Annotated in this window: 20 protein-coding genes and 6 pseudogenes; 12 read left to right on the top strand and 14 right to left on the bottom strand. The window is 58.9% G+C overall.

Annotated features, from left to right (window positions below):
- The 3 genes and pseudogenes from AF71_RS07735 to AF71_RS07725 form a co-directional block, all read right to left on the bottom strand.
- Nucleotides 1–435, bottom strand: coding sequence for an Hsp20/alpha crystallin family protein (locus tag AF71_RS07735; protein ID WP_169680748.1), 435 nt, complete (start codon nucleotides 433–435; stop codon nucleotides 1–3).
- A 1033-nt stretch (nucleotides 436–1468) separates the two neighbouring features.
- Nucleotides 1469–1755, bottom strand: a pseudogene (locus AF71_RS31565) (sensor histidine kinase); the annotation flags it as partial.
- A gap of 32 nt (nucleotides 1756–1787) precedes the next feature.
- A pseudogene (locus AF71_RS07725) lies at nucleotides 1788–1898 on the bottom strand (response regulator); the annotation flags it as partial.
- 255 nt (nucleotides 1899–2153) lie between these two features.
- Here AF71_RS07725 and AF71_RS07720 point away from each other — a divergent pair.
- Nucleotides 2154–2456, top strand: a complete 303-nt coding sequence (locus AF71_RS07720) for a DUF982 domain-containing protein (protein WP_246733610.1) — start codon at nucleotides 2154–2156, stop codon at nucleotides 2454–2456.
- Between the two features lie 342 nt (nucleotides 2457–2798).
- Nucleotides 2799–3000: pseudogene (locus AF71_RS31560) on the top strand (hypothetical protein); the annotation flags it as partial.
- 81 nt (nucleotides 3001–3081) lie between these two features.
- Here AF71_RS31560 and AF71_RS07710 read toward each other — a convergent pair.
- Nucleotides 3082–3384: a DUF982 domain-containing protein gene (locus tag AF71_RS07710; RefSeq protein WP_169680744.1), complete on the bottom strand. Its 303-nt coding sequence runs from the start codon at nucleotides 3382–3384 to the stop codon at nucleotides 3082–3084.
- 402 nt (nucleotides 3385–3786) lie between these two features.
- Here AF71_RS07710 and AF71_RS07705 point away from each other — a divergent pair, with 402 nt between their 5' ends.
- Complete coding sequence (locus tag AF71_RS07705; protein WP_169680742.1) at nucleotides 3787–4149, top strand: SPW repeat protein; 363 nt, start codon at nucleotides 3787–3789, stop codon at nucleotides 4147–4149.
- Nucleotides 4150–4530: 381 nt separating this feature from the next.
- Here the strand turns inward: AF71_RS07705 and gatC are convergent, their stop codons facing one another.
- Nucleotides 4531–4818, bottom strand: coding sequence for an Asp-tRNA(Asn)/Glu-tRNA(Gln) amidotransferase subunit GatC (gatC, locus tag AF71_RS07700; protein WP_060585941.1), 288 nt, complete (start codon nucleotides 4816–4818; stop codon nucleotides 4531–4533).
- Between the two features lie 86 nt (nucleotides 4819–4904).
- Between gatC and AF71_RS31555 the strand changes: the two are divergent.
- The 5 genes and pseudogenes from AF71_RS31555 to AF71_RS07675 all read left to right on the top strand — a co-directional run.
- A pseudogene (locus AF71_RS31555) lies at nucleotides 4905–5018 on the top strand (protein usg); the annotation flags it as partial.
- A gap of 150 nt (nucleotides 5019–5168) precedes the next feature.
- Nucleotides 5169–5645, top strand: a complete 477-nt coding sequence (locus AF71_RS07690; RefSeq protein ID WP_169680740.1) for an Hsp20 family protein — start codon at nucleotides 5169–5171, stop codon at nucleotides 5643–5645.
- Between the two features lie 69 nt (nucleotides 5646–5714).
- Nucleotides 5715–6014 (top strand): DUF982 domain-containing protein, encoded by a 300-nt coding sequence (locus AF71_RS07685; protein ID WP_113472162.1) that lies wholly within the window; start codon nucleotides 5715–5717, stop codon nucleotides 6012–6014.
- A gap of 9 nt (nucleotides 6015–6023) precedes the next feature.
- Nucleotides 6024–6305 (top strand): hypothetical protein, encoded by a 282-nt coding sequence (locus AF71_RS31550; protein WP_060585934.1) that lies wholly within the window; start codon nucleotides 6024–6026, stop codon nucleotides 6303–6305.
- A 226-nt stretch (nucleotides 6306–6531) separates the two neighbouring features.
- Nucleotides 6532–6675: pseudogene (locus tag AF71_RS07675) on the top strand (SPW repeat protein); the annotation flags it as partial.
- A 130-nt stretch (nucleotides 6676–6805) separates the two neighbouring features.
- Here AF71_RS07675 and AF71_RS07670 read toward each other — a convergent pair.
- Both AF71_RS07670 and AF71_RS07665 read right to left on the bottom strand, forming a co-directional pair.
- Nucleotides 6806–7072: an NADH dehydrogenase ubiquinone Fe-S protein 4 gene (locus tag AF71_RS07670; protein WP_113472164.1), complete on the bottom strand. Its 267-nt coding sequence runs from the start codon at nucleotides 7070–7072 to the stop codon at nucleotides 6806–6808.
- A 65-nt stretch (nucleotides 7073–7137) separates the two neighbouring features.
- A pseudogene (locus AF71_RS07665) lies at nucleotides 7138–7530 on the bottom strand (Hsp20/alpha crystallin family protein); the annotation flags it as partial.
- A 344-nt stretch (nucleotides 7531–7874) separates the two neighbouring features.
- Between AF71_RS07665 and AF71_RS07660 the strand changes: the two are divergent.
- The 3 genes from AF71_RS07660 (at nucleotide 7875) to AF71_RS07650 (ending at nucleotide 11429) form a co-directional block, all read left to right on the top strand.
- The gene (locus tag AF71_RS07660) at nucleotides 7875–8189 is read left to right on the top strand and encodes a co-chaperone GroES (RefSeq protein ID WP_058325139.1); all 315 of its coding nucleotides are present in this window, start codon (nucleotides 7875–7877) and stop codon (nucleotides 8187–8189) included.
- 53 nt (nucleotides 8190–8242) lie between these two features.
- Nucleotides 8243–9871 (top strand): chaperonin GroEL, encoded by a 1629-nt coding sequence (gene groL, locus AF71_RS07655; protein WP_169680736.1) that lies wholly within the window; start codon nucleotides 8243–8245, stop codon nucleotides 9869–9871.
- Nucleotides 9872–10076: 205 nt separating this feature from the next.
- Nucleotides 10077–11429 (top strand): Do family serine endopeptidase, encoded by a 1353-nt coding sequence (locus AF71_RS07650; protein WP_246733609.1) that lies wholly within the window; start codon nucleotides 10077–10079, stop codon nucleotides 11427–11429.
- A 27-nt stretch (nucleotides 11430–11456) separates the two neighbouring features.
- On the opposite strand, the gene AF71_RS07645 is transcribed toward AF71_RS07650, so the two are convergent.
- The 7 genes from AF71_RS07645 to AF71_RS07615 form a co-directional block, all read right to left on the bottom strand.
- A complete protein-coding gene (locus AF71_RS07645; RefSeq protein WP_210258192.1) occupies nucleotides 11457–11663 on the bottom strand; it encodes a DUF72 domain-containing protein in 207 nt (68 codons plus the stop codon).
- 107 nt (nucleotides 11664–11770) lie between these two features.
- On the bottom strand, nucleotides 11771–12043 hold the full coding sequence (locus AF71_RS07640) for a BON domain-containing protein (protein ID WP_062375180.1): 273 nt from the start codon (nucleotides 12041–12043) through the stop codon (nucleotides 11771–11773).
- Nucleotides 12044–12676: 633 nt separating this feature from the next.
- A complete protein-coding gene (locus tag AF71_RS07635; RefSeq protein ID WP_169680734.1) occupies nucleotides 12677–13213 on the bottom strand; it encodes a DUF4334 domain-containing protein in 537 nt (178 codons plus the stop codon).
- Entirely contained in the window at nucleotides 13185–14102 is a 918-nt protein-coding gene (locus tag AF71_RS07630) for a hypothetical protein (protein ID WP_169680732.1), read from the bottom strand. Before AF71_RS07630 ends, AF71_RS07635 begins: the two co-directional genes overlap by 29 nt.
- 192 nt (nucleotides 14103–14294) lie before the next feature.
- Nucleotides 14295–14459: a hypothetical protein gene (locus AF71_RS32225; protein ID WP_348644120.1), complete on the bottom strand. Its 165-nt coding sequence runs from the start codon at nucleotides 14457–14459 to the stop codon at nucleotides 14295–14297.
- Nucleotides 14460–14516: 57 nt separating this feature from the next.
- Complete coding sequence (locus AF71_RS07620; protein WP_169680730.1) at nucleotides 14517–14966, bottom strand: BA14K family protein; 450 nt, start codon at nucleotides 14964–14966, stop codon at nucleotides 14517–14519.
- Between the two features lie 457 nt (nucleotides 14967–15423).
- Complete coding sequence (locus AF71_RS07615; RefSeq protein WP_169680992.1) at nucleotides 15424–15636, bottom strand: cold-shock protein; 213 nt, start codon at nucleotides 15634–15636, stop codon at nucleotides 15424–15426.
- Between the two features lie 315 nt (nucleotides 15637–15951).
- Here AF71_RS07615 and adhP point away from each other — a divergent pair, with 315 nt between their 5' ends.
- On the top strand, nucleotides 15952–16977 hold the full coding sequence (gene adhP, locus AF71_RS07610) for an alcohol dehydrogenase AdhP (RefSeq protein ID WP_169680728.1): 1026 nt from the start codon (nucleotides 15952–15954) through the stop codon (nucleotides 16975–16977).
- Nucleotides 16978–17069: the final 92 nt, after the last annotated feature.

Here is a 17069-nt window from a genome sequence, read left to right as displayed (position 1 = left end):
TTATCCTTTGATCTGGATCTTCTTCGGCCGATCCGTCTCAGGCCGGTGCAGTTCAACTTCGAGTAGCCCGTTGGCGAAACGCGCCTCGACCTGTTCCGGATCGACGCGGAAAGGCAATTGCACCGTTCGAGAGAAGTTTCCGTATACTCGCTCGCGCCGGTGCCAAACGGATTTCTCGTCCTCTGCCGGCGATCCGCGTTCGCCCGTCAATGTCAAGGTGTTCTCGCGAACCGTGAGATCGACATCGTCAGGCGCGATCCCAGGCAATTCAGCAGTCACCGCCACGCTGTCCTCACCCATCCAGAGGTTGACGGGTGGAAACTCCTGGGCGGCTTTGGCTGTCATGTCGGACAAGCGCTGATTCATTTCCTGCTGCATGCGCCGCATTTCCAGAAACGGGTCGAACCCGATGCGGCCAAAATCCGATACCAGCATGTGCTTCCTCCTTCGTTTCCTAATCAGCGATGTTGCTTGCGACGTGCCAAGCACGTGCAGGCCGGGGGCCGAATGGATCGGAGGCTGTCGGGACGAGACGATGAGAAGACCGAGACGGTCGAGCGCACAGCGCGCTACGCAAGTAGGTGGGGGGTCGGGCAGACGCCGGACCATATCCTCCTTGCGAAGCGATATGAACCGAACCCGGTCCAACGCATGAGTGGACCATCGTTCCCGTGCCAGGATCCGAGAGGGGCATCCGGCAAGAATGAGGTAGGTGAGCAAAACGCGCGTTTCAAGGGCCGACGTTGCTTGAGAGTGGATCAATCTTTGCTCGGTCGGCCTCTGATCTCACTGAAACGAGCGGCCTGGCTTTTTGCGCTTTGATCGCTTCCTGGCCGGTGCCTGGACCAGCTTCTCCGTGGCTCGCGGAGACGTGTTCGAGCGCTCGGGCAAGGCAGTTCTGGTGGATGCGCAGTTCGGGCTCTTGCCTCTCGGCGAAGGCTATGGGCGCCTCCCGTCAGGGAAATTTAAGCTCGACCTGGACGTATGATGATCCCCTCCTGTGTAGCCCACCAATGAAGGGTGCGTTCAAACACCAACCCTCGGTTGCCGACGCGTGCCGAAGTCATGACGGAGCGCCAAGCCGGAAAATTCGTGCCGAAATTCGCCCGCTCAGCGATGCCCGATTGGCGGGAAACCTCATCGGAAGGTTGGCGTTCGCAGCCAGCCAGCAATTCAACCGGCTAAGGTTCGTCTCCTCGTTTTGTGTCAGCAGCTCCGTTATCGACCCTTCTCGTTTGAAAGAGGCCGGTCGAGGCCTTGGGGCGCAGAATTCATCGAGCCGGCGAAGCGCATCCATGACGGCATCGAAAGTCACAGGAGCCGCGAGGGGCTTGGAAGAGCAGACGGTCCACTTGAAGACCGGTTCCCTGTCGTGATGCCAGCCTCCAACAAATATGGCCGTCATGCCGTGTGAAGACGTGTCAGCGAGACGCGTGCCGGGGTCGAGCCTACCCCGGAACGAGATCAATCACGGGGAAAAGTCAAGGCTTGCGCGCGTGCCAGCGGATAAGGGCTCGTAGCGCACGATGCTTCCAAGATTCGTCGCCATCGCGCGAACGATCTTGCTGCCCAGGCCGGTCCCCTTCGCATCTCCTTCGCCATTCCAGCCTATCCCGTCGTCCTCGACGACCAGCACGGCGATGTCCTCCCTTCGAACGAGGCGAACCCGATTTCGCCAACGGCTCGCGATTCGTAGGCATACTTGAATGCGTTGGTCACAAGTTCGGTCACAACAACACCAAGCGAGACGGCCTTGGAATCTGCATCACCGAAAAGAACAAGCCGAGCTAGCGGATCGCATGGGCGAAACCGTCGTAGTCGACGGGCTTGGTGATGTAGACGTTTGCGCCAAGATCATAGCAACGTTGGATTTCGCGCTGATCGTCCGTGGTGGCCATGGTGGGCTTCCTTCGTCAGGGTTCGTCCCGATCGGTTCCTCTGTGCGAAGATCGTCGACTGTCAAGGCGCAGGCAAGGATACCCCGTGCCTACACCGTGAACCGGGTGTGTTGAGGGGGGCAGACGGCGATCTGTTCGCTCGGATCGTTAATCGACGTCGACAAGTGGTGGGTTGGAAGACTTGAAATCTGCTCTGTCTGCGCCGATATTTTCTTCACTTCTTTTCATCCGGTTTGAATGCGAAAGGAGGACATCATGCTCAACCCGGAATTGGTTTGGATGACTCCCGTCACCGTTCACATGAAGGACGGGGCGTCCCAGGTCTTCGCTTCTGTCAACGACGTGCTCGATTTCCTCGAAGGGGATTGGGCCATCTATCGCGGCAGAAAATACAATCGGGCGGTTCAAACGTGCCGCCGTGCTCTAAACCGAATGACGCCAGTCGCCATCGCGCGCGAAGCGTTTATGGACGCCTGCCGAGACGCGGGCATGTCGATAGGCGCGGATGGACCGCCCGGGGCGAAAACAGGTACCGGCGGTCAACGCTCGCTTACCTAGAATGGCTGGGCTGGGGCACTTCTTAGTGCCCCAGCCTTTCGAGCATTCGCTCCGGCGCACCGGAGCAATTCGCCATCACCCTTAAAGCGTTCTGATAGAGCCGCCAGACGCGATGTCCGGGCATTTCGGTTGATCGTGTCAGGCCCACGTTCGCCTTTACGGCCCCTGGGCCACCGTGCGGACGGAGGGTGCGGGGCGTAGATCTCGTCACTCATGGTTGGCTGCCCCATCACAGTGACAATCGGGCTCTTGAAGATCAGTTTCCGCAAAAATACGTCGTTTCGACGCCGCCCTCGACGGGTGCGGCCTACCTGCCTGCCGTGCGACCACCTGGGTCCGCTCGTGAAGAAAGGACGGTTGATCCAGGCACTAGCGGACTGGTGTCCCTCGTCCTGGAGATCACCTCTACTATCCGAGCCGCCGCTTGGCATCGCCTGCCTTCGCGCTGCTGCTACTGGTTGAAGCTCTGCGCTATCGATGGCTTCCACGGGAGGAAGGCGGTTTCGGAGGCGGGCTCACTGCCGCCCGCGCCAGCCTACCTTGAAAACCACGCAACAAGCGCTGCTTACCGCGCTAGCTTAGCTAGAGAGGCCGCGAGCGCGGCCCCCCACTCCAGAAAGCCGGTTTACGGGTGTACTCGACCGCCGCCCGGCTTGGCCTTGATCATCCACGGCAACACCGCAGGAGCTTTCACAAGGATGCCCTTCTTGTGCGCAAAGGAGCGGAGCGCGTCGCGCGCCACCTGAACTGGTTTGTGGCCGTCATGTGCCAGGTAGCAGGTCTTCAGCGTCGCGTCATGAATGATATCGCGATCTCCTTTGGACCACTCCTCGAGGAAATCGATCGCGTCGTCCAGGTTTGTGATTTCGAGGATCAGATCCTTCCTTTCACGCAGGTAAACTGGTCGGTCAAACATCTTCGTGTGCATTTCCACCTCACTGAATTCGTTGGTTTTCAACAAGGAAAGCGCTTTTGGATGGCGCCCGTCAAAGATTTATTCTCGCGGCTTGGCGAGTTCAAGGGGTGGAGCGTGCATTATGCATCCACGCTTATATGCAAACTCAAAGGTCCGGGGCGGACCGCGGGTTCGAGAGCATGGCCGCGCTCTTTCGTCGCGGGCTTTCCTCCAAGGGTGTTCCGCCACTATTCGCCTACGCAAAGATCGTCGATCTGCCGAGACAGTCGATCACAATCGCCTTAGTCGTGGTAGCTGCAGCCCACGGAGATAATCGGGCTCTTGAAGATCGTATTTCGCAAAATTACATCGTTTCGCGCAGCGTGCACAGCACGCGAGAACACCGTCGATCAAGCTTCATTCGTGGAGGTTGTCATGGAAAATGGACTGATGGAAAGCAAGAAAGCACAGGATTGGCTCAATCTGGTTCTCGCAGTCGCCCTGTTCGTTTCACCTTGGGTGCTCGGCTTCGCCAGCGAAACCATACCGGCGTGGAACGCATGGATTGTCGGAATCTTGCTCGCCGCTCTGGCGGTCGCCGCTCTGTCGGCGTTTGCTGAGTGGGAAGAGTGGTTGAGCCTGGTGCTCGGGGTTTGGCTGATCGTCTCGCCCTGGCTGCTTCAATTCGCGGCGAACATGAACGCGATGTGGACCCACGTGGTCCTTGGAGCGTTCGTCGCCGCCGTGTCGGCCTGGGCGCTTTGGGACAATCGGCAGAACCCGCATGCCCACGCATGATCGAGAATTGGAGTACGGCCCGCCGTCTCAGCGGCGGGCTCAGACTGCTGACAAACCCGTCGATATTTTCGGCGGGTTTTTGTTTTGGGGTTTGCGCTGTCGAGTGGATTGCGGCGGCTTGTATGTGTCGTCGCGGGGCGCATGACGTTTGCTCAGGCGGGGCTTGGGTTCGGGGCCCTGGTCAGAGGAAGAACCTGATTAAGTGCAAAACGACAGGACCTTCGCCATGACACATCATTCGATCACAAACGAGATCGGCAAGCTTTCGAAGCATCGGATGTGGGCCGGAAATCTCAAGCCGCTAACACGCGCCACGCAAAGGGGCGCATCGTTTGGCGATCGCCGGCCGTGAAATGCTCCAAGGCCCGAGGCTGTCTGTGCTTACTCGAGAATCTTGGGGACCAGGAAGAAGTTGCGCTCACTGAGAGGTGCATTCGCCACGATCTCTTCGGCATGATTGCCTTCGGTCACCACGTCCTGGCGCATTTTCATAGTTGTTGGCACAACCGAGGTCATCGGAGGGATGCCTTCGACATCAACCTCCAAAAGTTGCTCGATGAAGGTCAGAATTTCGTTCAGCTCGCCACACATTTTTTCAGCCTCGTCTTCGCTGAGTGCGAGACGGGCAAGGCGGGCAATACGTCTAATGGTCGCGATATCTATCGACATAGGCTCCGTCCGATTTGATGGCTTCCGTCGCTTGCGCAAGATTTTGCCGATCTGAGCCTTCTGCCGCTAACACTGACTGCCTACCAGAAATCTGGCAAGTCAATCTCGACGGCCCGCTGCATTCCGTTCGCTATACGCATCAGTGCCTGATCCGGCCGAACGAATGGCGCCGTATTGAAGGTGAGTTCAAGCTGCACTGAGATTTGCGAAAATTCTCCAAGGCGGCACTTGAAGCCGGATTTCACAAATACCAGATCATCTGCCGCCAGCCGCTGACAACAGGGCCGGCAATGCTGGAAGCGCCGTCTTTCGGCGCTCCATACCCATGTTGCTTTCAGGAGGATATGGCTATGGCAACATCTTACGACTACACACCTCTCTTCCGATCGAGCGTTGGCTTCGACCGGCTCTTCAATCTTCTGGAAAACGCCCAGCGCGACCGTTCGATCAGCGATTGGCCGCCCTATGACATTGTCAAGACGGGTGACGACAGCTACCGCATCTCGATTGCGGTTGCCGGCTTCGCCGAAGGCGACCTCGACATAACGTTCCAGACCAATCTTCTCACCGTTATTGGCAAGAAGCAGGGTTCTCCGTCCGAAGCCTACCTGCACCGAGGCATCGCCGGCCGCCCGTTCGAACATCGTTTCGAGCTTGCCGACCATGTCAGGGTGAGTGGAGCGGGATTGAACAATGGTCTGCTGACCATCGATCTCGTCCGGGAGATTCCGGAGGCATTGAAACCGCGCAAGGTCAGCATTCAAAGCGGTTCCGCTCTCGGACGGCCGGACGCCGCGCCGCAGATCGAAGCCCAGAGCGCCGCTTGAGCAAGTTTCCACCGGAGGGCGACGCTGTAGTGGCGTGCTGCAACATCGCGGGTTGGAAAGGAGAGAGTTATGAAACCCGATATGTTCGAGAACCCTGTGCGTATTCTCGTCGGCCTTGGATTTCCGACGGAAGTGAGAAGCGTGATGGACGCTTACCGCCATCTGGTCGAGTGGCCGATATCACTCAGGGATGGTCCGCATTCGGTTGCGCTCAAGGCGTGCCGCGCCGCCTTGCGCGGCGAGATCGAAGCTGAGACCGCACGTGGGTTGTTTGCCGCCTTCGCGGAAAAACACGATCTGCTGGCGCCGGAAACTGACCCGGTAACGGCGACTTATCCGAGGTGGAGTCGGGATCCACACGTAAGCTGAGGTGAACCGATGATGGACGATATGTTTAAGCAGATTGCCGCAACTGCCGTGAACATCGGACCGGAAGTTCTAGCATCTCACTGGTCGCCGTTTCGACGTCCAATGGATGTGGTGAAGGCTCCTGCACTTTCTGTCGATGATAAACGGGCCATTCTCGCCGCGTGGGCTTCGGACTTTTACGCGATAGATTCGAAGCCAGCTCTCCGTCATATGCCAGGAACGCCTGAGCCGGTTTCAATCGATGAGGTTCGGTCTGCCCTGCGAGAGCTCGATTCGCGGTACGATATCTGACGGAGTTATCTGGGCGCCTGCTTCAAAGCCTTGCCAGCTTTCCGACGGGCGGTTCTCATATGAGGCGGCCCGTCAAAGATATACGGACTGGGAATTCAGTTCACATTGAGAGAATGCCTTCTTCAGACGGCACGGTGCCAGCTTTCGCTTTTCATTATTGTTCCGGCGGCCGCTTTTAGGCCTGGAGGAGCGGTAGGCTGTGGTGCGGTTGAGCCGCACCTTCTCCTGGCTGATGGTCTCGCCCTGGCTGCTTCAATTCGCGGCGAACATGAACGCGATGTGGACCCATGTGGTCCTCGGCGTGCTCGTCACCGCCGTGTCAGCCTGGGCACTCTGGGACTATCGGCGGAACTCGCATGCACATGTATGATCGAGAAAAGGAGAGCACGGCCCGCCGCTTCAGCGGCGGGCTCTTCCGAAAATTGGCGATGCCGATCGATGCGCCGATCGCGCAGCAACGGGGATTGAATGGTAGAGCTTGCCGGCGATATCAACGAAAACTAGGGACGGCGGCTCCTGTCGTCTACGACGGTGCAATTCAGTTTCTGTCGCTTTGCGTAGGCAATGGCGGCATCGCGGGTTGGGAAATGCAGTTCAACCTGAGTCAGCGTGTCACTCCCGCCAGTGTAGCCCATCAGATAGTCGATGACGGGTGGGGCTTGCCGTTCGAATACCAGCAGCCAAGGTCGCCCCGAGACGCGCGCCGAAGTCATCACAGAGCGTGACGGGCGAAAAATGCGTGCAAGGGGTTCCGTCAACCACGTCATCGGTTTTTGCCACGCGAATAACCAGCCGGGCACGTTGGCACCCGGCTGGCTTGCGGCGGTCGGTATTATTTGGTGCTGTCGATCGTGATCCGCTTGACGTTGGCTCGCGCCTTTTCGGTCTTCGGCAGCGTCAAGGTGAGCAGACCGTTCTTGAACGTTGCGGCGACCTTGTCCTCATCGACTTGGCGACCAAGGGCCAGCCGCCGTTCGAGGCGCCCGTAGTAGCGCTCGCTGAACCGGCGATCCTTGTCCTCAGTCTCCGATTTGTTCTCGCCGCGAAGCGTAAGCACGCCATCTTCCAGCAGCACCTCGATGTTGTCTGGTTCGACGTCTGGTACCTCCGCGATCAGGCGGATTTCGTTGTCATTCTCCTCGATTTCCTCGTGCGGCCACGAACCATTGAAGGGCGACGTGCCACCGAGCAACGATGGCGGGCCGAAGCCGCGGAAGACTTCGTCTCAACATAGGTACGAGGGAGCGCCAAGAAGCTTGGGGCTCCCGGACTGGTGTCGACCCACTTGGGCGTCGATGAGAATGAGGTGGGGATCATGATGCCTTGCGTCAAGAGGCAGCCACACCATCCAACCACCAGCGACGTGAAATAGTCTCATGAATTCATGCCGGTAGCACTCGACCTGGTGGAGTGCTAAAAAATTTCTGATTCCCTCTTGAAACTCGAAAAGACAAAAACCAGATCGATTTGCGCGCGATGCCGAAAGGGTCGGCGCGCCCCGCGTCGGTTCGCTCCGAATGCGGCGCCGAGGACCCGTTGAAAAATCTGTTTGTCGATGAGGAGAGCGAAATGACGTTCCGTCCGTTGCATGACCGTATCCTGGTTCGCCGCATCGAGGCCGAGGAAAAGACGGCCGGCGGCATCATCATCCCAGATACGGCGAAGGAAAAACCACAGGAAGGTGAGGTCGTTGCCGCCGGCCCGGGTGCGCGCGACGACAGCGGGCAGTTGCGACCGCTCGATGTGAAAGTGGGTGACCGCATTCTGTTCGGCAAATGGTCGGGCACCGAGATCAAGCTCAATGGCGAGGATCTCCTGATTATGAAGGAATCGGACGTGATGGGCGTGGTCGAGATCGACGCCGTAGCGAGAAACGCAGCCTAGTGCCGATCCGGACTTGCCAGACAAGGAATGCTGCCTGAGGAAGGAGTAGAAAAATGGCTGCCAAGGAAGTGAAATTCCATTCCGACGCCCGCGAAAGGATGCTGCGCGGCGTCGACATCCTCGCCAATGCCGTCAAGGTTACGCTCGGTCCCAAGGGCCGTAACGTGGTGATCGACAAGTCATATGGCGCGCCCCGCATCACCAAGGACGGCGTGACCGTCGCCAAGGAGATCGAGCTTGAGGACAAGTTCGAGAATATGGGCGCACAGATGGTGCGGGAGGTTGCCTCGAAGACCAGCGACATCGCTGGTGACGGCACCACCACCGCGACTGTTCTCGCTCAGGCGATCGTCAAGGAAGGTGCGAAGGCTGTGGCGTCGGGCATGAACCCGATGGACCTCAAGCGCGGTATCGACAAAGCAGTCGAAGCTGTGGTCGAGGAACTGCGGCGGAACGCCCGTAAAGTCACCAGGAACGACGAGATCGCCCAGGTTGGCACCATCTCGGCCAATGGCGACACCGAGATTGGCCGCTTCCTCGCAGAAGCGATGGAAAAGGTCGGCAACGAAGGGGTGATCACCGTCGAGGAAGCCAAGACCGCGGTGACGGAGCTGGAAGTCGTCGAAGGCATGCAGTTCGATCGCGGTTATCTCTCGCCGTATTTCGTCACCAACCCCGAGAAGATGCGGGTTGAGTTCGAGGAACCCTACATCCTGATCCACGAAAAGAAGCTCTCGAACCTGCAGACATTGCTGCCGGTTCTCGAAGCGGTCGTTCAATCTGGAAAGCCGCTGCTGATTATCGCCGAGGATGTCGAAGGCGAGGCGCTGGCGACGCTCGTCGTCAACAAGCTGCGCGGCGGCCTGAAGGTGGCTGCCGTCAAAGCGCCGGGCTTCGGCGACCGCCGCAAAGCGATGCTGGAGGACATAGCGATCCTCACTGGCGGAACCGCGATCTCTGAAGATCTCGGTATCAAGCTCGAGAACGTGACCCTCAATATGCTTGGCCGCGCCAAGAAGGTCGTCGTCGAAAAAGATAACACGACGATCGTCGACGGCTCTGGCTCGAAAACGGAGATTGAGGGCCGCGTCGCGCAGATCAAGGCGCAGATCGAGGAAACCACGTCGGACTACGATCGCGAGAAGTTGCAGGAGCGCCTGGCCAAGCTTGCTGGTGGCGTTGCCGTCATCCGCGTCGGCGGCTCAACCGAGGTCGAGGTGAAGGAACGCAAGGACCGCGTCGACGACGCGATGCATGCCACGCGGGCGGCCGTCGAGGAGGGCGTGCTGCCGGGCGGTGGTGTCGCTTTGCTGAGGGCCGTCAAAGCACTGGACAACACGCAGACCGAGAATACCGACCAGAGGCACGGCATCGACCTCGTTCGCCGCGCGATCGAAGCGCCGGTGCGCCAGATCGCCGAGAACGCGGGTGCCGAAGGCTCGATCATCGTCGGCAAGCTGCGCGAGAAGACCGATTTTGGCTATGGCTGGAACGCCCAGACCAACGAATTCGGGGATCTTTACGCTCAGGGCGTGATCGACCCGGTCAAGGTCGTTCGCACCGCGCTGCAGGACGCGGCCTCGGTCGCCGGCCTGCTGATTACCACCGAGGCAATGGTCGCCGAGAAGCCGAAGAAGGATGTACCGCTTCCGCCGATGCCGGGAGGTGGCATGGACTTCTGACTGCAACGATAAGTCCGCGCCCCGACGGGGCGCGGGCTTTGGGTAGACTTGTGAAGTAAGAGATGCATTGCGCCTGAATCGGCGCGGCGTTTCGATATCGGACTGGTGCTGGTTTGGCAGGAGCCAAAATCGTGGCTCCGATGAGGCTGGCCCCGAGGGCCCGCCCCCTGCACCGAAGGAGGATCTGAAGAATTCGGGGCCAAAAATGACCACGCGTTCGTCGAAATATGTTGGCGTATTCGCCGCACTCGTCCTCATCCTGGTTCCTGCGCCGTTACCGGCGGCGCGGCCGCAGTCGGCGATGTCGGCAAGCACGCAACCCCCGCTCGCTGATGTCTTGGAGAAGGTCACGCCGGCGGTCGTCAACATTGCAGTAAGGTCTCGCGTTTCCGCCGAAACCAATCCTCTTTACAACGATCCCTTCTTCCGCCGCTATTTCAACCTGCCTGAGCAGGAGCAGCGGCTGAGCGCGGGCTCCGGCGTCATCGTTGACGCCGACAAAGGCTATATCCTCACCAATCACCATGTCGTCGCGGACGCCGGCGAGATTGCGGTAACCCTGAAGGACCGCCGCCGCTTCACGGCCGAATTGGTCGGCACCGACAAGGCAACGGATATAGCGTTGCTGAGGATCGACGCTGACAAGCTGACGGCGCTTCCGTTTGGCGATTCCGGTGCGCTGCGGGTCGGCGACTCCGTTGTCGCGATCGGCAATCCGTTCGGGCTTGGCCAGACCGTCACCTCCGGCATCGTCAGCGCCCTTGGCCGTGGCGGCATCAATCTCGAGGGCTATGAGGATTTCATCCAGACGGATGCTTCGATCAATCCCGGCAACTCGGGAGGCGCACTGGTGACAACAGACGGCATGCTGGTCGGCGTCAACACCGCAATCATCGCGCCCACCGGCGGCAATGTCGGCATCGGCTTTGCGGTTCCGATCGCGATGGCGTCGGCCGTGATGGAGCAACTGATCGAGCATGGCGAAGTGCGGCGCGGCCGGATCGGCATCTTCGTCCAGGACCTGACGCCCGACCTGGCCGAGGCGCTGAGCATTGCGGAAAGCTACGGCGCCGTCGTCGGCAGCGTTGAGCAAGATTCGCCCGCGGCACAGGCGGGCCTTCGAGCTGGCGATGTCATCATCGCCGTCAACAATCGCAAAATCACGGGCTCGGCAGATCTCCGCAATCGTGTCGGCCTGGCTCAGGTCGGATCGGAAGTCGAAATCGAATTTCTGCGCGATCGGGTTCGCAAAACGGTGTCAATGCACATCGAGCCGGACGAGGCAATTGCCAAGCCTGGAGCCATGCCCGCTCGCCTTGAGGGCGCTGAGTTCCAGGATGCGGCCGGCAACGTGGTTGTTTCCAGCGTTGAAGATGGAAGTGCTGCGGCCCGAGCCGGTCTGCGCATGGGCGATGTGATCGTTGCTGCCAATCGCCGGCCTATCGCGACCGTCGGACAGCATCGATCTCAGGCCACTGCGGCGCGAAACATCCATCCTCGCAGCGTGATCACCGTATGTTCTCAAATGTCGGACAGATTCATCACTTTCGTGTCGTGATGCCTTTTAGGTGCTCCCGTCGAAACATCATTTCTTTTCTGCCCCAACCACGAGCCCAAGACGCTTCGCCAACATATGCGCATCGGCAGGCGCTCGAACTTTAACGTCGTTGTCGAAATAGAGGTAAACATCCCGCCCCTTTTTGGACGGGGAAAGCGGCGCGGTAACCCGTTCCGCGTCAACGGGCTCTTCGCCGCGGGCCCATGCAGTAACCCGCTCCGCCCACGTTTTCAAAGCGTCATCGTAAGAAACGATAAGAGGAAGCTTCCCGCACGCCCATCCACTTTCCGGGCCTGCGAAATATGCGCATCACAAATAACCGAGAACCACGACTGATGATCCTAGTGTTCAATAATGCGACCTAGCATTCGATCTTGGACATTTTCTGGTCCGACTATTAACGCGGCGATCGAAGTTGCGCGTTCCCGCTCGGCGTAGTTATTGATGTATCCCTCTAGCAGAATGACAGGACCCAGCATCTTGATCGTGATGGCAGAGCTATCCAGATCGGGGTCGGCGGACATTGCCGCTTCAACGGATGCAATAGTCGCAGCCGAACTATGACCGCTCGTGCAATGCTGTTCATGGCTAAAGCTGTCTGATCCGAACTTCATCGTCTTTTCTCCTTCCGGCTCCCTTAAGAAACAGTCGAAGGATCATTAAGTTCGGGCGTTGGACTTAGGTCTGATTGAGAGGCGACGATCCATCGCTTACCTCCATGAGGCTTAGGGTCAGAAAACGCGAGCGTTGTCAGTGAGGCAATGCTCTAGCGTTTGTGGCGGGCCACACTTGGAGTGGTTCGCATTCGCCTACGCAAGTCGAGAGATTCATTTTAGCGGCAATGAAAGGATGACCTGAGTTAAAGAGATCCAAGAGAATATTGTTTTTTATTTCAATGTCTTATCTCGAATACTTCCACTGTTAGGAAAGCTACGCAAGCAGGCTTCCATGGCTTAGTGGCGTCGATAGACTGAAGGCTAAATGGCCGGCCGACCCTCAAGCAGGAAGACTAGCCTTCGCTCAGCCGACTTTGATCGCGCAGATCAAGTTTCGCCGATTGTCAATGCCACGCTCCGCCATGCATTAGAGCCGTGAGATCCAGGACAATGTTGTTGTCCATGGCCGAGAAAATGCAGACTAAAACAGGCAGGGCGCTCGACCCTTGCGGGGAGCGCCCTGCCAAACCCGGACGACCGCAGGCGGCAGAAATCTGCACGGCAAGGACCATCGAAACGGGTAGTGGGGCGTTATTTGGTGTGCGCCTGTTCTTTTTCAAGCTCTTCCGTCCGTTCGAGTTCAAAGAAGTAGATCTGGTCTTCGCCTTTGATCGTCATCACCCCCATGATCTTTCTTTCATCGACGCGGCGGAAATAGTCGACAATCGGCTGCTCGTCATAGACCATCGCCGCACTCTCGGCGCCGGCAAACCGCATGATCCTCAGGCAAGCCACCGGACCACTCGCCTGAAAACCGCGGCGCAGATAGGAGAACAGGATCCGCGCCGCTCCCGTGCGTCCGAGCTTGTGGAAACGAAGTGCCAGGCAAACCGGTATCTGTGCTGGATCGATGGCAATCAGACGCCGCTCTCGCGTCCAAAACAGTAATGCGTCTGCACGCATGTCCGCCCTAAACCGCTTTCCGAACCAGCCAAGATTTTCCAGCACGCCGTCGAGCGGGTGCCCGGCGGGGATGCCGCGCCCCTGCCACAATCCGACGATTTCGATCGGCTCGACCGGCGGCAGGCTTCGGAATTGCTCAAAGGCGGCGGTTTGCCGTTCTCTCATTCGATGACCTGTCCTTGCTTTTACGCTCGTTCGCCAGCCGTCTGGATCTCGCGTCGCGTCGCGCAGGTCGCAACTCCTCCAGCGTCGGCATCCACCAGCCCCGATCGAGCTCACTCTTGTTGGGTGGTGTTCGCGCAGGCCATGTCGTGACCAGTTCTTCAAGTGTGCCTGCGCGCCACGACGCCCAGACATATTCTACGCTTTCAGTTGCGGGAAAATAGAACGCGCTGACCGTGGGCCGGTCCGCCAACTCGCCGTCAGTGCCGATGAAACAGACGACTCCGACATGCGTCCCGATCGCGCGCGCGAAAGGCGGGCCATCATGTGCGGGAACAGGGTATCGCTTCCGCCGGCGCTCCCGTGTCCTCGCCTTGGACAAGCCCTCTTCTTCCGTTCCCTTGATGGCCTCCCGCCGCGCGCGCCTCGCTTCGGGCTCACTGCGCTCGGAAGCCGCTTCGATCGCCGGCCATCGACTGCGGAGGTCCTCGAACGACCGGTAAGGAACAGTCCATAAGCGGCGATCAACGTCCCAGCGTGCATAAGGGATCTCGCGGATCTCCTTGATGACACTTCGTGAATAGGGCGTCCGGATCTGGAACGTCGCCGTCGCGGCTTCGAGATATCGGCTTTCGATCGGATCGAATGCAAACGCGTCCCTGCCCTTTTCGTCAGCGAATGCATCTGCCTCAGCCTCCACTTCGGCGAACCATCGGCTGATACGCCTTTCCGCTGTACGACCGGGCACGAACCAGGCGTTCAGGCTGTCGCTCCACCGCGCACGAGGAAACGCTTCTCGAAACCGCTCCACCGTTATCCGGTCGTGCGGCAGATCAGTCGTTGCACCGACACGCCAAGGCCGGGTGGCCGTGGTTTTTGCTTCTTTGTCCATGTGCCGTGGCCTTAAGACACATCTGGCAACTCATGCTGGCCGTTTTGCTTTTCCGAGACGCTTGATTGCCTCTTCAAGCGGTCGCTCACCATCACAATAATCCTGCCAGGCTGAGCTTTTCGCAAGCAGCACAGGCACCGTTCGAACAGTGAACCGCGCCGGGTCGAGATCGGACGTCTGCTTGTGCCGAGGTCAGCGGCATAGAGATGGTACCGCCTGGTCGCGCCCGCGGCGACAGAGGCGCGCCACGGCCGTCGCCATGCGATCGTTTCGTAGATAGTCAAGAAAGAAATTTTGCCGTTCCGAAGGCTTTTGGTCATCTTGATAAGATGGAGGTCGGGGGGTATCGCGCGCCATCAGCTGGCAGACATCATGCGCAAATCCTTTCGCTTCCGCCAAGGGCCGTGCGCGCCATCAGTAGTAGGGCGAGACACACGCCTGTCGTGGGCCATAATAGGGCTGGAACGTGTTGTCATAACTCCTGTAGGATCGATAACGCGCATAACACCAGCGCGTATGCGCATTGCCACCGTAATACGCTCTGCGATAGTATCGAGGCGCATAATAAGACGGGCCGTAGTAACCCGGGTCGTAGTAGTCAGGTGCATAATAGTTCGGCTGCGCCAGCAATCCGCCGATTATTGCGCCTGCCGCGAGGCCGCCGAGCGCCCAGCCCCACCCGCCGTCGCCATGATGGTGATAGTATCCGCCGTGGTAGTAACCGCCGTGGCCGCCATGATAGTCCACCGGCTGCGCCTGCGGGGAATCGATCTTCGGGGCGACGATGGTGGGGAATGCCATTGCCGGCGGGACGCTCGTCAACGCCGTCGCAAGCAACACGGCAACGAATGCTAGCCTTTTCATCGGCTTCCCTTCCGTCAACTTTGCAGTCCACCATTATACCGCGGAAAGGACGATGTCGCACTTGATTTCCAGTGGGCGGTGAACGGTCCAGAAGGGCTGCCTTTTACCTCACTGCGACATTGATCGCTCAATGCCAGCATGGCCAGAGCCCTGTAATCCAAAGCGGCCCGCGATCGCGAGAGAAGCGCAGGCGTTGCCTAAAAAGAGCTAAGCTTCTCCCCCTCTGGCATGGGAGATTTCGTCCTGTGCAGGATGCTGGGTGTCCGGTTGCGCCCTGTTTGAGCCGCACCTCTCAAAGATACCACGTCGTGACCGTCATCAGGTCAGCTACGTCTTCACCTTCCAGCCGGGACAGCCCAGAGTAACAAACCCGTCGATTTGCAGAATACCGGCATCGGCATCGACGACGATATATCCTTGTCACCATACGGTAGGCGGGCCAATGACAGACGATCCGTCACCGCAGTTCAATATTGACAGCCTGGGGGCCTTTTCCTCTTTTATCCGGTTCCGTATCGAATGAGACTTTCTGCCCCTCGCGGATGGTCTGGATCCCAGAGGCCTGAAGAGCCGAGATGTGCAGAAACACATCGTTGCCGCCCCCCTCGGGACTGATAAAACCGAACCCCTTGTCTTCGTTGAAGAATTTCACCGTGCCCGTTACCATTATAACCTCCCGACCAAGAATATGATCAACATGGAGCCGACGCGCAGCCTACGCAAGCGGAAATATGGGCCTCAGCCGCTGGTCCAGAGGCTGCTCTCTGCCAGGATATTTCGCCCGACCTATGACTGCCGAAGGCCCCCTCGCCGCTTCATTGTTGTCGACCGATCGGAAGAGGTTTACGTTTGCGACGATATCGGGACGTGACTTACTGTGTTTTGCGTTGTGGACCAGGCGCGGTCTCTTGGCAATCCCGCGCATCGTTGGCTCACGACGCAGCTTCAGATTGACCGGCGTCTCGTTTCCAGTTGGAGGAAACTCATGGGTCAGATGATGAAGGCCGCTGTCGTTCGACAGTTCCGCACACCTCTCGTGATCGAAGATGTGCCCGTGCCATCTCCGCAACCGGGGCAGATACTCGTCAAATACGAAGCGACTGGCGTGTGCCATACCGACCTCCATGCAGCCAATGGGGATTGGCCGGTGAAGCCGAGCCCACCATTCATACCCGGGCACGAGGGCGTTGGCTATGTTTCGGCAATCGGCGCCGGTGTCACGAGAGTGAAGGAGGGCGACCGTGTTGGCGTGCCCTGGCTACACAGCGCGTGCGGCTACTGCCCGCAGTGCCGAACCGGTTGGGAAACACTCTGCGCCTCGCAGTCGAACACCGGATACTCCGTTAATGGCACCTTCGCCGAGTATGGGCTCGCTGATCCTGAGTTCGTCGGCACACTGCCTGACCATTTGGAGTTCGGCCCCGCTGCCCCGGTTCTTTGCGCGGGCGTCACTGTCTACAAGGGATTGAAAGAGACAGAGGTGCGCCCAGGCGAATGGGTTGCCATTTCGGGCGTGGGAGGCTTGGGTCACATGGCCGTCCAGTATGCAAAGGCGATGGGCATGCATGTCGTCGCCGCCGACATCTTCGAAGAGAAACTGGCTTTGGCAAAACAACTCGGGGCGGACGTCACGATCAACTGCAAGGCTGGCGACGCCGTCGAGCAGGTTCGGAAGGCGACCGATGGCGGTGTACATGGGGCTCTCGTTACGGCGGTCTCCCCCGCCGCCATGGAGCAGGCCTTTGGCTTCCTGCGATCGCGTGGGACGATGGCACTCGTCGGCCTGCCGCCGGGGATGATATCGCTGCCGGTGTTCGAAACAGTCCTGAAACGCATAACAGTTCGGGGATCGATCGTCGGTACGCGCCAGGATCTGGAGGAATCGCTGCAATTCGCGGCCGAAGGAAAAGTCACACCTCATTTCTCCTGGGAGGGTCTCGAGAGCATCAATGACATTTTCCACCGTATGGAAGCGGGAAAGATCGACGGTCGCATCGTCATGAGATTGTAACACTTGTACCAGCCAACCGGCGGTTCCGATTTTGGACAACAGGGTTCGCAAGGCGGCATTGCGATCGGAAATCTTGCGGGGGGATCCGCTCA

The sequence above is a fragment of the Rhizobium sp. 57MFTsu3.2 genome (genome assembly GCF_012932765.1).
In the GTDB taxonomy this organism is placed as follows: Bacteria; Pseudomonadota; Alphaproteobacteria; order Rhizobiales; family Rhizobiaceae; genus Rhizobium; species Rhizobium altiplani.
This window is presented reverse-complemented; position numbering and strand designations above follow the sequence as displayed.

Excerpts from the sequence above, each read along its gene's own strand:
- AF71_RS07620 (WP_169680730.1), bottom strand. The coding sequence starts at position 14,966 with ATGAAAAGGCTAGCATTCGTTGCCGTGTTGCTTGCGACGGCGTTGACG.
- AF71_RS07735 (WP_169680748.1), bottom strand. The coding sequence starts at position 435 with ATGCTGGTATCGGATTTTGGCCGCATCGGGTTCGACCCGTTTCTGGAA.
- AF71_RS07710 (WP_169680744.1), bottom strand. The coding sequence starts at position 3,384 with ATGCACACGAAGATGTTTGACCGACCAGTTTACCTGCGTGAAAGGAAG.
- AF71_RS07640 (WP_062375180.1), bottom strand. The coding sequence starts at position 12,043 with ATGAAGTTCGGATCAGACAGCTTTAGCCATGAACAGCATTGCACGAGC.
- AF71_RS07705 (WP_169680742.1), top strand. The coding sequence starts at position 3,787 with ATGGAAAATGGACTGATGGAAAGCAAGAAAGCACAGGATTGGCTCAAT.
- groL (WP_169680736.1), top strand. The coding sequence starts at position 8,243 with ATGGCTGCCAAGGAAGTGAAATTCCATTCCGACGCCCGCGAAAGGATG.
- AF71_RS32225 (WP_348644120.1), bottom strand. The coding sequence starts at position 14,459 with ATGGCGCGCGATACCCCCCGACCTCCATCTTATCAAGATGACCAAAAG.
- AF71_RS07635 (WP_169680734.1), bottom strand. The coding sequence starts at position 13,213 with ATGAGAGAACGGCAAACCGCCGCCTTTGAGCAATTCCGAAGCCTGCCG.
- AF71_RS07685 (WP_113472162.1), top strand. The coding sequence starts at position 5,715 with ATGAAACCCGATATGTTCGAGAACCCTGTGCGTATTCTCGTCGGCCTT.
- AF71_RS07690 (WP_169680740.1), top strand. The coding sequence starts at position 5,169 with ATGGCAACATCTTACGACTACACACCTCTCTTCCGATCGAGCGTTGGC.
- AF71_RS31550 (WP_060585934.1), top strand. The coding sequence starts at position 6,024 with ATGATGGACGATATGTTTAAGCAGATTGCCGCAACTGCCGTGAACATC.
- AF71_RS07720 (WP_246733610.1), top strand. The coding sequence starts at position 2,154 with ATGCTCAACCCGGAATTGGTTTGGATGACTCCCGTCACCGTTCACATG.
- gatC (WP_060585941.1), bottom strand. The coding sequence starts at position 4,818 with ATGTCGATAGATATCGCGACCATTAGACGTATTGCCCGCCTTGCCCGT.
- AF71_RS07650 (WP_246733609.1), top strand. The coding sequence starts at position 10,077 with ATGACCACGCGTTCGTCGAAATATGTTGGCGTATTCGCCGCACTCGTC.
- AF71_RS07660 (WP_058325139.1), top strand. The coding sequence starts at position 7,875 with ATGACGTTCCGTCCGTTGCATGACCGTATCCTGGTTCGCCGCATCGAG.
- AF71_RS07670 (WP_113472164.1), bottom strand. The coding sequence starts at position 7,072 with ATGACGTGGTTGACGGAACCCCTTGCACGCATTTTTCGCCCGTCACGC.
- adhP (WP_169680728.1), top strand. The coding sequence starts at position 15,952 with ATGGGTCAGATGATGAAGGCCGCTGTCGTTCGACAGTTCCGCACACCT.
- AF71_RS07630 (WP_169680732.1), bottom strand. The coding sequence starts at position 14,102 with ATGGACAAAGAAGCAAAAACCACGGCCACCCGGCCTTGGCGTGTCGGT.